13 protein-coding genes are annotated in these 12,457 nt (G+C 47.5%); 10 read left to right on the top strand and 3 right to left on the bottom strand.

The window, feature by feature from the left end:
• Window positions 1-55: 55 nt before the first annotated feature.
• Together ACKU40_RS06540 and ACKU40_RS06535 are read left to right on the top strand one after the other, a co-directional pair.
• Window positions 56-874: a CheR family methyltransferase gene (locus ACKU40_RS06540; protein ID WP_320175710.1), complete on the top strand. Its 819-nt coding sequence runs from the start codon at window positions 56-58 to the stop codon at window positions 872-874.
• Window positions 875-876: 2 nt separating this feature from the next.
• Entirely contained in the window at window positions 877-1,950 is a 1,074-nt protein-coding gene (locus ACKU40_RS06535) for a chemotaxis response regulator protein-glutamate methylesterase (RefSeq protein ID WP_320175709.1), read from the top strand.
• A gap of 8 nt (window positions 1,951-1,958) precedes the next feature.
• Here the strand turns inward: ACKU40_RS06535 and ACKU40_RS06530 are convergent, their stop codons facing one another.
• Together ACKU40_RS06530 and crcB are read right to left on the bottom strand one after the other, a co-directional pair.
• Window positions 1,959-2,306: a DUF190 domain-containing protein gene (locus ACKU40_RS06530; protein ID WP_320175708.1), complete on the bottom strand. Its 348-nt coding sequence runs from the start codon at window positions 2,304-2,306 to the stop codon at window positions 1,959-1,961.
• 33 nt (window positions 2,307-2,339) lie between these two features.
• Window positions 2,340-2,720: a fluoride efflux transporter CrcB gene (gene crcB / locus ACKU40_RS06525; RefSeq protein WP_320175707.1), complete on the bottom strand. Its 381-nt coding sequence runs from the start codon at window positions 2,718-2,720 to the stop codon at window positions 2,340-2,342.
• A gap of 69 nt (window positions 2,721-2,789) precedes the next feature.
• Here crcB and ACKU40_RS06520 point away from each other — a divergent pair, with 69 nt between their 5' ends.
• The 6 genes from ACKU40_RS06520 (at window position 2,790) to aat (ending at window position 8,524) form a co-directional block, all read left to right on the top strand.
• Entirely contained in the window at window positions 2,790-3,365 is a 576-nt protein-coding gene (locus ACKU40_RS06520; protein WP_320175706.1) for a class IV adenylate cyclase, read from the top strand.
• A 123-nt stretch (window positions 3,366-3,488) separates the two neighbouring features.
• A complete protein-coding gene (gene clpS / locus ACKU40_RS06515) occupies window positions 3,489-3,797 on the top strand; it encodes an ATP-dependent Clp protease adapter ClpS (protein ID WP_015851707.1) in 309 nt (102 codons plus the stop codon).
• A gap of 1 nt (window position 3,798) precedes the next feature.
• Window positions 3,799-6,105, top strand: coding sequence for an ATP-dependent Clp protease ATP-binding subunit ClpA (gene clpA, locus ACKU40_RS06510; protein WP_320175705.1), 2,307 nt, complete (start codon window positions 3,799-3,801; stop codon window positions 6,103-6,105).
• Between the two features lie 160 nt (window positions 6,106-6,265).
• The gene (locus ACKU40_RS06505) at window positions 6,266-6,556 is read left to right on the top strand and encodes a CBU_0592 family membrane protein (RefSeq protein WP_320175704.1); all 291 of its coding nucleotides are present in this window, start codon (window positions 6,266-6,268) and stop codon (window positions 6,554-6,556) included.
• 65 nt (window positions 6,557-6,621) lie between these two features.
• The gene (locus ACKU40_RS06500; protein ID WP_320175703.1) at window positions 6,622-7,758 is read left to right on the top strand and encodes a 4Fe-4S binding protein; all 1,137 of its coding nucleotides are present in this window, start codon (window positions 6,622-6,624) and stop codon (window positions 7,756-7,758) included.
• A gap of 43 nt (window positions 7,759-7,801) precedes the next feature.
• The gene (gene aat, locus ACKU40_RS06495; RefSeq protein ID WP_320175702.1) at window positions 7,802-8,524 is read left to right on the top strand and encodes a leucyl/phenylalanyl-tRNA--protein transferase; all 723 of its coding nucleotides are present in this window, start codon (window positions 7,802-7,804) and stop codon (window positions 8,522-8,524) included.
• Window positions 8,525-8,610: 86 nt separating this feature from the next.
• Here the strand turns inward: aat and ACKU40_RS06490 are convergent, their stop codons facing one another.
• Complete coding sequence (locus ACKU40_RS06490; protein WP_320175701.1) at window positions 8,611-9,108, bottom strand: hypothetical protein; 498 nt, start codon at window positions 9,106-9,108, stop codon at window positions 8,611-8,613.
• Between the two features lie 99 nt (window positions 9,109-9,207).
• Here ACKU40_RS06490 and uvrB point away from each other — a divergent pair, with 99 nt between their 5' ends.
• Together uvrB and ACKU40_RS06480 are read left to right on the top strand one after the other, a co-directional pair.
• Window positions 9,208-11,214 (top strand): excinuclease ABC subunit UvrB, encoded by a 2,007-nt coding sequence (uvrB, locus tag ACKU40_RS06485; protein ID WP_320175700.1) that lies wholly within the window; start codon window positions 9,208-9,210, stop codon window positions 11,212-11,214.
• 35 nt (window positions 11,215-11,249) lie between these two features.
• Window positions 11,250-12,287, top strand: coding sequence for a potassium channel protein (locus ACKU40_RS06480; protein ID WP_320175699.1), 1,038 nt, complete (start codon window positions 11,250-11,252; stop codon window positions 12,285-12,287).
• Window positions 12,288-12,457 lie beyond the last annotated feature (170 nt).

The raw sequence follows: 12,457 nt of genomic DNA, 5'->3' as shown, positions 1-12,457 counted from the left end.
AGGCAAAAAGGATAAAGGAAAGCCCAGGAAAGGGGAGCAAGTTCCGGTAGCGCTTATGCCTAAGATGACTGACTCTGATTTCGGCAAATTCAGTAAGCTGATAAAGGAGGAGTTCGGAATCAAGATGCCGCCTTCCAAGAAGACAATGCTTGAGGCGCGTCTTCAGAAAAGGTTACGTGCTCTCGGTTTCAGTTGTCATTCACAGTATTGCGATTTTCTCTTCAGCCCAGGAGGTTTTGAAAGGGAATTGGCTTCGCTTATTGATGTAGTCACAACCAATACAACGGATTTTTTCCGGGAGCCTAAACATTTTGAGTTATTGTTGAGCACAGTTTTGCCTGATCTGTGCCAGCGTAACAGCAGGCCTGTTAAAGTCTGGTCTGCGGGATGTTCCAGCGGAGAGGAACCATATACACTGTGTATGGTCCTCGAGGAATTTGCCGAAAAGAACCCTAGTTTCAAGTACTCCTTAATGGCTACGGATATTTCTACTGATATCCTTCGCAAGGCTATCAACGCCGTTTATCCAATGAGCAAGGTGGACGTGGTCCCAATGGCCCTGAAGAAAAAGTACCTGCTCAAAAGTAAAGACCGGGCCAAGCCGTTGGTCCGGGTTGTTCCGGCATTGCGTAACAAGGTGGATTTCCGGAGGCTTAATTTCATGGAGCCTTTTCCGTTCAAGGATCAAAAAGATATAATATTCTGTCGCAACGTAGTCATATATTTTGACAGGGCTACACAATACTCTTTGTTTAAGAAATTTTGTTCCACTTTATCCAAAGGCGGATACTTGTTCATCGGGCACTCTGAAAGTATTTCAGGAATGGAACTGCCAGTCAGGCAGATTGCTCCCACTGTTTACCAAAAGGTTTAGTTATGAAGAAGAAAACCAAGGTGTTGATTGTTGATGATTCCGCTCTGGTTCGTCAGGCATTACAGCAGCTTTTTGCTACTGATTCCAATATAGAAATAGTAGGCAGTGCCGGTGATCCTTTTGCAGCAGCAGAAATAATGAAAAGGGTTGTTCCGGATGTAATTACTCTTGATATTGAAATGCCTAAAATGGACGGACTTACTTTTCTACGCAAGTTAATGACCCAGCATCCTGTGCCTGTGGTTATTTGTTCTACCCTTACAGAACAGGGTTCGGATGCTTATATGAAAGCTCTTGAATACGGGGCGGTGGATGTGATTACTAAGCCGAAGATAGGTACCAAGAAGTTTTTTGAGGAGTCCAGTATCCGGGTTTGTGATGTGGTTAAAGCAGCGGCTATGACTAGACCAAGCAAGCTTTCTGCCCGTCCGATGACAGTTCAGCCCAAGCTTACTGCTGATGCGGTTCTGCCTAAATCCCGGCCTCGCACTACAGCTTTGCAGACCACCGATAAAGTAATACTCGTCGGTGCTTCAACCGGAGGAACAGAGGCGATTCAAGGTTTTCTGCAAAGTATGCCGCTTGATTGTCCGGGGATTGCCATTGTGCAGCATATGCCGGAAAAATTTACGGCTGCTTTTGCTTCAAGGTTGGATACCATTTGCCGCATTACGGTCAAGGAAGCAAGAGACGGGGACAGCATCCTGAGGGGGCAGGCTTTGATTGCTCCGGGCAATAAGCATATGCTTCTCAAGCGTTCTGGAGCCCGCTACTATGTTGAGATTAAAGATGGTCCTTTGGTCAGTCGCCACAGACCTTCCGTGGATGTGCTTTTTCGCTCAGGAGCATCCAGTGCCGGAAAAAATGCTGTGGGTGTAATTATGACCGGAATGGGTGACGACGGGGCAAAGGGCATGAAAGAAATGCACGACTCCGGAACATACTGTATCGCACAGGATGAGGCTTCCTGCGTCGTCTTTGGTATGCCGCAGGAAGCCATTAAACTAGGCGGAGTTGATAAGATTATGCCGCTTAAGAATATTCCCGGCGCGGTGGTTAATTTTTGTAGCCGTTAGCGATTCCGTTACTGCTTTTCGCCTTTGTTGTGTTTGTGAATGACTATGTTCACCTCTTCGGCTGTGACCAGTCCTTCAGTCATGTTTTCACTCAGAAAATCTGTGAATCTTTCAATTTTTTCGGGCCTGTCAATGATCTCGATGATCAGTGGCAGGTCTTCGGACAGCCTGAGGATGGAAGTTGTGCGGACCTGACTGTTTGCTCCGTAGCCCATCACACCTCGATATACCGAGGCCCCGGCGAGCCCTTGGTTACGCGCTTCTTCTACGATTACTTCGTAAAGGGGGCGGTGCTTGATTCTATTTTCCTCTCCAGTGAATATTTTGAGTCTTACAGCTTTTTCCGTTAAGGTCATGGCGAGTTCTCCGTATTAAATGGTTGCTTAGAATCAGGAAACAATCAATCTGCCCAGAGCCAGCCCGCCGATAATGCAGACGAATCCCAGCACACTCTGCCCGCCAATGTTCAGAGCGGTCATGGCCCACTGGCCTGATTTAATAAGGTTGGTTGACTCAAACATGTAGGTCGAAAATGTGGTGAATGCGCCCATGAATCCGGTTAAAATGAGGAGGCGCATCTCCGGCGGGAATCCGAGACGCTCTTCAAATAGTCCGGTAACCAGCCCGAAAAAAAGGCAGCCGAGCATATTCACTGAAAATGTTCCTATGGGGAAGGATGTGGCGAACATCCGCTGTGTTATGCCGGAAACAATATAACGGCATAGGCTTCCGACTGCCCCGCCAGCCGCGATGTATAAGTATTTATGCATTTAAAATTCCTTCAGTGACGTTCATTTATTAATATTTTGTAGCACTTCAAGTTAAGAGAGAAAAGGAAAATGGCCCTAGAAACCGAATTGAAATACCTGAATGCCGATCACGACAAAGCTCGGATGATTATGAAAGAGCAGGGGGCTAAGATGCTTACCCGGCATTATGAACGTAATGTTGTGCTCGATGATCCGGGGCGTACTTTATATAAAAGGTCAGCATTGCTGCGGGTACGTCAGGCGGATAAGGTAACTATGACTGTTAAACGTATTCCTGCAGCTCCGGTTTCCGGAAAGGCAAAGGTTTACATTGAGCACGAAACAGAGGTCTCAAACTTTGATGAGACCGTGGCTGCATTGCAGGTCTTGGGGTATTCTCCTGTTTTCAGCTATGAAAAGATACGTGAGGAATGGGAGTTTGCAGGATGTCATATCTGTCTGGATCTGCTCCCATTTGGTCCATTTATTGAAATTGAAGGACCAGAGGACGGAATTTTGTCCTGTGCTGATAGGTTGGGGCTAAGTTCAGATGATGCCTGCAAGAAGACATATCATGAGCTAAATCGGGATTATAGAAATGATCGCGGCTTGGACCCTGATGAAAATTTTGTGTTTACCCCTGAAGAAATTCAAGAATTACTTTAAGTTTTGATTTATAGTGATTTAGTTTTTTTATAGCACAAAAATAAACAAATCTTCCTCGACAGGTGGGGAAATTGTTCTTATTGTTAGATATAGTAGAACATAAAAATATTTAAAGTTAAAAAAATGGCTGAATATAAAGAAAATTTTGAGTCAGATGTACTGCTGGAGGACGAGCTGAAGGAACCTCGGAAGTTCCGTGTGCTTTTGCACAATGACGACTATACTTCCATGGAATTCGTTGTGGCCGTGCTCATGCAGGTTTTCAGGAAAACAGAAGAGGAATCCACAAAAATAATGCTCCAAGTCCATAATGACGGAGTCGGGGTATGTGGAGTTTACACGGCAGAAGTTGCTGAAACTCGCGTTGAAATGGTCAAGCAGCTTGCACAGCAGGCAGGCTATCCGCTGAAATGCACAATCGAAGAGGTCTAGTATGCTCAGCAAGGCATTGGAACAGGCACTGACTTCTGCGGTTAACGAAGTCAGGCTTAGAAATCACGAATTCCTCACTCTTGAACATCTGTTATATGCGATAATTCAGGAGGAGATGGGTGCAGACATTCTCGCCGGGTGCGGGGCAGAGCTTACCAAGCTTCGCAGCCAGCTGGAACGTTTTTTCGATGAAAACCTCGAACCCCTGCCCACTGGTGTTGATACTGAAGTTATCCAGACTCTGGGGGTGAGACGTGTCCTGCAGCGCGCTATCTGGCAGAAGAAGGCCGCAGGCAAGGATGTTGTGGAATTGGGAGATGTTGTTGCCGCCATGTTTGAGGAAGAAGACTCTTATGCCGTCTACTTCTTGAAGACACACGATATCTCACGTCTTGATATCCTTGAATATATTTCTCATTCAATGACTGAAAACGATTGGAGTGAGGGGCTTGATATCAGTCCCAATCCTCAGCAGGGTGGAATCGGTTCTTCTCCTGAAGGCAAGCCTTCCGGGGGCAAGGATGATAAAAAGTCCCCGCTGGAAGAGTTTACCACCAATCTCACTCAGCGAGCCCGGGACGGCAAGATTGATCCGCTTATCGGGCGTGATAGCGAAGTTGAGCGGACTTTGCAGGTTCTTTCCCGCAGGCGCAAGAACAACCCTATCTTCGTAGGTGATCCCGGCGTCGGTAAGACCGCCATGGCCGAAGGTCTGGCCCTTGCCATTGCCAAGGATGATGTGCCGGAGTCTTTTGCTGACACCGATGTGTATGCCCTTGATATGGGCGCACTGCTGGCCGGAACCAAGTATCGCGGTGATTTTGAATCACGCCTCAAGGGTGTGCTGGCTCAGCTCAAGCATAAGGAAGGGGCCATCCTTTTTGTGGATGAAATTCACACCATCGTAGGAGCAGGGGCAGTAAGCGGCGGTTCCATGGATGCATCCAACATTCTTAAGCCGTTCCTTGCATCCGGTGAAATTCGTTGTATCGGTGCCACTACCTACGAAGAATACAAGAATCATTTTGAAAAGGACCGTGCGCTTTCACGCAGGTTCCAGAAGATCGATATCAGTGAGCCTTCTGTTGAAGAAACCATAGAAATCCTCAAGGGCCTCAAGCCTTATTACGAGGAACATCACCACGTGCTTTATGCTCCTTCGGCGATCAAGGCCGCTGCCGAGCTTTCCGGCAGGCATATCAATGAACGTTTTCTGCCGGATAAGGCCATTGACGTCATTGATGAGGCCGGGGCTTATTACAATCTCAGCCAGCGTAAGCGTAAGGACAATCGTATTGTGGTTTCCGATGTGGAGAAGGTCATTTCCAAGATGGCCCGTATTCCCACAAGGCGTATCACCATGTCCGACCGTTCCCGCTTGCAGGAACTGGACAGTAACCTCAAGTCCGTTGTTTTTGGACAGGACGAGGCTGTGGATCTGATCACCAAGGCCATCCTGCGCTCCCGTGCAGGAATGAAGCAGGTCGGCAGACCTACCGGTTCCTTCCTGCTTACCGGACCCACCGGGGTTGGCAAGACTGAACTGGCCCGTCAGCTGGCTTCAACCATGGGCGTACATTTCATGCGTTTTGACATGAGTGAGTACATGGAGAAGCATGCGGTGGCCCGTTTGATCGGTGCGCCTCCGGGCTATGTGGGATTTGATCAGGGCGGTCTGCTCACTGAAGGCGTGCGCAAGAACCCGCATTGCGTGATTCTTTTTGATGAAATCGAAAAGGCTCATCCGGATGTATTCAACATCCTCCTGCAGGTCATGGATTACGCCACCCTTACTGATAACAATGGCCGTAAGGCTGATTTCAGGCATGTTGTCCTGCTCATGACCTCCAACGCCGGAGCGCGTGAAATGGCCAAGGGCGGAATCGGTTTCGGTGCCAGCGTTAAGGGTGGCGAAGACAAGGGCCGCGGAATCAAGGCGGTTGAAAAGATCTTCAGCCCTGAATTTCGCAACAGGCTTGATGGAATCGTGCCGTTCAATTCACTGCAGATTGACGTCATGGAGCTTATCGTTGAGAAGTTTATCAAGGAACTCAACGGGCAGCTGCTTGATAACAGAGTATCCATCGAACTGGACAAGAAGTCCCGCCGGTGGCTGGCTGAAAAGGGTCACGATCCGGCTTACGGAGCAAGGCCCATGGCCCGTTTGATCCAGACTTCCATCAAGGATGAAATCGCTGATGAAATCCTTTTCGGCAAGCTGGTCAAGGGCGGAACTGTCTCTGTCACTACCAAGGGTAAGGGCGAAGAGGAAAAGCTCAGTTTTAAGTTTAAGACCTCTACTAAGTAGTCGTGTTGCTGAGCTGAATTAATAAGTTGAATTTGAAGGGGAAGTTTCCGTAGGAAGCTTCCCATTTTTTGTCTCATATGTTTTTTGACAACAAGTTTGAAATAAGTTCTATTTTAAACCATAACTGGAGAAATAGATTACAGTAAACAGAAGGAAGGGTATGGGAGTATCAGTTAATAATTCTGATCAAGCTGCTCAAGTTGAGGGGGAAGGAACTTCGTTTCTTTTTGAGGCTGTCGGCTGGTATGGAACGGTGGCTATCGTGCTTGCTTATCTTTTGGTCAGTCTCGGTTTGTTGGATTCCAAGGGGCTGTACTATCAGTTTTTGAACCTTACCGGAGCGGTTGGAATTGTCTTCATTTCTATACAGAAACGGGCTTACCAGCCCGCAGTCTTGAATATCATTTGGTCTGTGATTGCTTTGGTGGCAATAGGCAAAGCTGTGTGGTGATCTTTTGGGGTGATGTAAGTTTTTCTGCGTAAACTGGTTATCAAGTTATAAGATGGTGAAGGAAAGTGGATATATTATCTGTTGATTTTGCCGGAATTCATTTGGTTAGTCCGTTAATTGTAGCTTCGGGACCTCCTACATGGTCGGGTGCGGCCATGGCTGAATGCTCCCGGCTAGGTGCAGGCGCAGTGGTTACTAAGACTATTGTCAGGCATCCCAAACAAAATCCTTGTCCTAGAATAGCAGTTCACGGCAAAGGAATGCAGAACATAGAACGCTATACTGAGCACAGCGTGGAGGAGTGGGGCCAGGAAATCGCGGTAGCAAAAGAATCCGGCACTGTTGTCTTTGCCAGCTTGATGGGGGACTCTATTGATGAGGTCGTGCGACTTGCGGAACAACTCCAAGAATACGGTGTGGATGGTCTGGAGTTGGGGATTAGTTGCCCACATGCGGATAGCGGCAGGATTGTTGGTGCAAATCCGGATCTTGTTTTTGAATATACCAAGGGATTGGTTCAGCATTCCTCTGTGCCGGTAATGGTGAAGCTGTCTCCGAATGTGTCTGATATTGCCGAGATTGCAATGGCAGCTGAAGCCGGAGGGGCCGATGCTCTTAGCGCCATTGACACTGTTCGCTGCCTGTTAGGGGTGGATATTGAAACAGCTAAGCCTTTATTGCCGACTTTTGGTGGGTATTCAGGGCAGGCCATAAAGCCTATTGCATTGGCCCATGTTGCGACAATAGCATCATCTGTAAAGATATCCGTGTCCGGCATCGGCGGAATTTTGAGTGGAGATGATGCGATTGAGCATATGCTCTTGGGTGCGAGTACATTTCAAATCTGTACAGGGATATTACTTAAAGGTTTCGGGCTGATTGCAGAGATTAATGACAGGGTCGGCCAATACATGGCGAAACATAATTACCTCTCTGTTGATTCATTTAGAGGTAAAGCTTTAGCGCATCTTTTGGAATTTGAAGAAATCGACAAACGGTCAGTCTCAGCGGTAATTTCGCCTGAGAAGTGTCTTAGCTGCGGGATATGCCAAGCTTGTGTTTATGGAGCGGTAAAACGTTTTGATGAAGCTTTTTCCATTTGTCGCGACAAATGCACAGGGTGCGGTTTATGTGTTTGGTTATGTCCGGCACAAGCGATACGTATGGAATATAATATTTCAAACTCTATTGCCAAATCATAATAATCAGTTATTATTTAAAATAGGCGGAAACCAAAGGATTATTATGGTTGTTTACAGACTGATAGAAGACCCCATCTTCCCCAATCCTGATGAAGCGGAGCCGGATGGCCTGCTCGCGGTTGGAGGTGATCTCAGCCCGGAAAGGCTGCTCTCTGCTTATGCTTCAGGTATTTTCCCGTGGTATGATGAGCGCTCGCCGATTTTGTGGTGGTCGCTTGATCCCCGTTTGATATTGAATTTTGACAAGTTGCATGTCTCGCGCCGCGTAAAGCGCAAGGTCAGGAACAGGGAATATTCCGTTACTTTTGACCGTTCATTTGAAAGTGTTATCGCCAATTGCGCCCGCAAATTTCGTCCGGGGCAGGCCGGGACATGGATTCTGCCCGAAATGATTGAAGCTTATGTAAAGCTGCATAAGCTCGGTTTTGTGCATAGTGTGGAGGTCTGGAACCGGGAAGGCAATCTTGTCGGCGGTCTTTACGGGGTTTCACTTGGTAAGGTCTTTTCCGGTGAATCCATGTTTTTCCTTGAGCCGGATGCTTCCAAGGTTGGCTTTTCGTATCTCGTACAATGGTTGAAGAATCGCGAATTTCATTTTGTGGATTGCCAGCAGCCGACAGATCATCTCAAATCCTTAGGAGCTGAAGAAGTCAGCCGGGATGACTTTCTGGACATGCTTGATGAGGCTTTAGAGCATCCGGCCCTTCGTGGGAGGTGGGAGTTTATGGAAGGGGAGTATGAGATGATAACGGAAGTTTTAAGTTAGAAATATCAAAGCGGAGGATTCTTAAAGAATCCTCCGCTTTTTAAGTTCAGATAAAATATTGATGCGCTTTCAATTTGCGAATCCTACTAATTATCATCACCTTCGCGGGTTTCAACCAGCGGACGGTGTGCTCCGAGATTGTACAGGCCGCGCAGGGCGAAGGGGAGGTCGAAATGGGGCACTTTTTCAAATTTGATCAGCCCGATATCCTTACCTTCGGTGATGGAAGAAAGCGGCGGCAGACCTGTGGGCACGGGAAATTCCATGGGGGTGGAGAAGATGGATTCCAGCCTTGATGAGTAATGATCCTTGAGATATTCAACAACCTGATCGCGCTCTTCCATAGTAAATGATTCGAGGACAATCATGCGGTCTTTCTTTGCATCAGGGATTGCATCGAGAGTAGCTGGGCTGCCGAAGAGATTGTCCCACTTAATCTTGTTTTCATCCGCTTCATCCCATTCGGGACGGAAAAGATGCACTTCGACATCGCGGCGGCCTTTAAAGCTCTTGATGACCATGGATACAGCGTATCCGCGCGGACTGGGTATTTCACCGTTTTCTATTTGGATTATAGGAATCATTGCTACCTCGCAAAATGAATGTTTTAATGAGCTTGTCAGCTTGTTACTTTCTTCTCATAACTATTTTAATTTAACAGCACAAGTCGGGAACCCACCATAATGGCGAACAATTTTGAGCTTGTAAGTGACTACACCCTTAAGGGCGATCAGCCTGAAGCGGTGAAGCAACTGGTTGAAAATATTAAGCACGGCGTACAGGATCAGATCCTGCTCGGTGCTACCGGTACGGGTAAAACCTTTGCTATGGCAAACGTGATCAAGGAGCTTAATCGCCCAACCTTGGTAATGGCTCCCAACAAGACTCTGGCGGCTCAGCTTTTTAATGAATTCAAAGCGTTGTTCCCGCATAATGCTGTTGAATATTTTGTCAGTTATTATGATTACTACCAGCCGGAAGCATATCTGCCGCATTCTGATACTTATATCGAAAAAGATTCGTCCATCAACGATGATATTGATAAATTGCGTCACTCCGCCACCCACGCCTTGCTGACAAGGCGCGATGTCATAATCGTGGCTTCAGTCTCCTGCATCTACGGTCTCGGTTCTCCTGAATTTTACGCCAAGATGATTATCCCGGTGGAAGAGGGGCAGGAACTTTCCATGGAAGAGCTCATGGATCGGCTGGTTGAAGTGCAATACGAGCGCAATGATTATGATTTCCATCGCGGAACCTTTCGGGTGCGCGGAGATGTAATCGAAATTATTCCGGCCTATGCTCGTGAGCAGGCTTTGCGCATTGAATTTTTCGGTGATGAGATTGATTCCATTCTTGAAACCGATCCGTTGACCGGGGAAGTTACCGGGCGCAGACGCAAGACTGTTATCTATCCGGCCAGTCACTTTGTGTCGGATCAGGATAACCTTGAGCGTGCACGGGAAGATATTCGCAATGAGCTTTCTGAGACTCTGACTCTCTATAAGAAAGAGAACAAGCTGATCGAAGCGCAGCGCATTGAGCAGCGCACTATGTATGATCTGGAGATGATTGAGGAGATCGGTTATTGTAATGGGATCGAGAACTATTCCCGACATTTGGATGGACGTAAGGAAGGTGAGCCTCCGGCAACCCTGATCCATTATTTCCCGGACGATTTTCTACTTTTCATGGATGAATCCCATATCGCCGTGCCGCAGGTGGGCGCTATGTACAATGGTGACCGTTCGCGTAAAACCACATTGGTTAATTTCGGTTTCAGGCTTCCTTCAGCTCTTGATAACAGGCCGTTATGCTTTGATGAATTTCTCGACAAAATCGGGCAGACCGTCTATGTTTCCGCGACTCCAGGCCCTTGGGAAATGGAACGGGCGCAGGGTCTTGTGGTTGAGCAGATTATCCGTCCAACCGGATTGCTTGATCCTGAGATTGAAGTCCGCCCGGTAAAAGGGCAGATGGACGATCTGCTTGCAGAGTGCAAAAAGCGAGAGAAACGCGGTGAGCGGGTGCTGATTACCACCCTGACCAAGCGTATGGCCGAAGACCTGACTGAGTATTTCAATCAGATGGGAGTGGAGGCAAAATATCTGCATTCGGACATTGATACCATGGAGCGCATGGCTATTATCCAGTCCTTGCGTGCCGGGGAATTCGTGGCGCTCGTAGGTATTAACCTCCTGCGTGAAGGTCTTGATATACCTGAAGTATCCCTTGTTGCCATTTTGGATGCGGATAAGGAAGGGTTCTTGCGTTCTACCCGATCTTTGATCCAGACATTCGGTCGTGCGGCTCGTAATGCCGAAGGGAGGGTTATCCTTTATGCAGATAATGTGACCCACTCCATGCGTACGGCCATAGACGAAACTTATCGCCGCCGTGAGAAGCAGATGGAGTACAACGAGGCCCATGGTATCGTGCCCCAGACCATCTCTAAATCACTGGATAATATGCTGGGAACATTGTACTCTGATAACTGGTCGGGCGGTGAGGTAAAGATCGCTGCTGAAGAAGCTGCAGAGTATGGACTTGATCCCGCAAAAATGGAAAAAGAAGTTCGGAAGCTTGAGAAAGATATGCGTAAATACGCGGCAGAGCTTGAGTTTGAAAAAGCTGCCGAACTGCGTGACCGTATTCAAGGCTTGCGGGAGAAGATTCTCAGTCTCGGATAATTTCGTCGGTTAACAATCAACCTGGACTGTCAGGAATGAAATCCAAATCCCTATTTGTAAAGCTGCTCCGCTTAAGGCGTGATTTCGGAATGTTCTGGGGGCTTATCTCCGGTTTCATTTATATGACGCTTGTTTTTATCAGCGGAATTGTTGGCTATATGTGGATTGAGGGATGGAATTTACTGAACAGCTTTTACATGGTTGTCATCACTCTTTCCACTGTGGGATTTATGGAAGTATTGCCTTTGTCCGATCAGGGCAGGCTTTTTACTTCCATTCTGATCCTTGGTGGCGTGGGTGGTTTTGCATATTTGATCGGTGCTTTTTCTCAACTGTTGGTGGAAGGGCGTTTGCAGGCAATTCTAGGGAGACGCAGGATGCAGAAGACAATCGGAAAATTCAAAAATCATATTATTGTCTGCGGTTATGGCCGTATCGGAGCTATTGTGACCAAAGAGGTCATGGATGAAGGTCTTGATATTGTTGTAATCGAAAGCAATCCTGAGCTGATTGCTCAGATGGAAGCAGCCGGGATCGCCTGTATCGAAGGAGATGCCACCAGCGATGAAACCCTTAAGCTGGCCGGGTTGCAGAATGCCAAGACTCTGATTGCCGCACTCTCCGATGAAGCAGCCAATGTTTATGTGACTCTGATCGCACGACAGTCCAATGTTAAAGTAAATATTATTGCCCGGGGTAATGATACCGCCAGCATCTCACGGCTTGAATTTGCAGGAGCCGACCGCGTTGTCCTGCCGCATACCATCGGTGGAATCCGCATGGCCCAGTCAGTACTCAGGCCTACAGTGACAAACTTTCTCGATATTGCCATGCGTGGCAAAATCGACTTGCAGATGGAAGAACTTTTCGTTACCGATTCTTCCGAGCTGGTAGGACTGGATTTGATTGAATCCAAGATTCGTCCCCGGTTCAATCTGATTATTATTGCCATCCGTAAGGGAAGTGGTGAAATGGTCTTTAACCCCGGCCCCAAAGAAGTCATTGAAGCAGGTGATACCCTGCTCACTGTCGGTAAAATTTCCGATCTCTCCGCTATTAGCAAGATTCTTTAAGAATGCCTCCGGCGGCTCTACGAGGGCCAGCGCTGCTCTCTGTATCCGTAAGGCTCGAGCAGGAAGCTCTCGCCTAACGGCTATAGGTAAGAAACTATTTGGAAAAAGTTTCTCTGGACTCATCATAAACTTTTATTAGTGCTTCGCTTTTGTGTTCGCAAAATTCCTTT

The sequence above is a fragment of the Maridesulfovibrio sp. genome (assembly GCF_963666665.1).
Classification (GTDB): domain Bacteria; phylum Desulfobacterota; class Desulfovibrionia; order Desulfovibrionales; family Desulfovibrionaceae; genus Maridesulfovibrio.
This window is presented reverse-complemented; position numbering and strand designations above follow the sequence as displayed.

Coding starts and splice junctions, on each gene's coding strand:
- ACKU40_RS06540 (WP_320175710.1), top strand. CDS start 56: ATGCCTAAGATGACTGACTCTGATTTCGGCAAATTCAGTAAGCTGATA.
- ACKU40_RS06535 (WP_320175709.1), top strand. CDS start 877: ATGAAGAAGAAAACCAAGGTGTTGATTGTTGATGATTCCGCTCTGGTT.
- ACKU40_RS06530 (WP_320175708.1), bottom strand. CDS start 2,306: ATGACCTTAACGGAAAAAGCTGTAAGACTCAAAATATTCACTGGAGAG.
- crcB (WP_320175707.1), bottom strand. CDS start 2,720: ATGCATAAATACTTATACATCGCGGCTGGCGGGGCAGTCGGAAGCCTA.
- ACKU40_RS06520 (WP_320175706.1), top strand. CDS start 2,790: ATGGCCCTAGAAACCGAATTGAAATACCTGAATGCCGATCACGACAAA.
- clpS (WP_015851707.1), top strand. CDS start 3,489: ATGGCTGAATATAAAGAAAATTTTGAGTCAGATGTACTGCTGGAGGAC.
- clpA (WP_320175705.1), top strand. CDS start 3,799: ATGCTCAGCAAGGCATTGGAACAGGCACTGACTTCTGCGGTTAACGAA.
- ACKU40_RS06505 (WP_320175704.1), top strand. CDS start 6,266: ATGGGAGTATCAGTTAATAATTCTGATCAAGCTGCTCAAGTTGAGGGG.
- aat (WP_320175702.1), top strand. CDS start 7,802: ATGGTTGTTTACAGACTGATAGAAGACCCCATCTTCCCCAATCCTGAT.
- ACKU40_RS06490 (WP_320175701.1), bottom strand. CDS start 9,108: ATGATTCCTATAATCCAAATAGAAAACGGTGAAATACCCAGTCCGCGC.
- uvrB (WP_320175700.1), top strand. CDS start 9,208: ATGGCGAACAATTTTGAGCTTGTAAGTGACTACACCCTTAAGGGCGAT.
- ACKU40_RS06480 (WP_320175699.1), top strand. CDS start 11,250: ATGAAATCCAAATCCCTATTTGTAAAGCTGCTCCGCTTAAGGCGTGAT.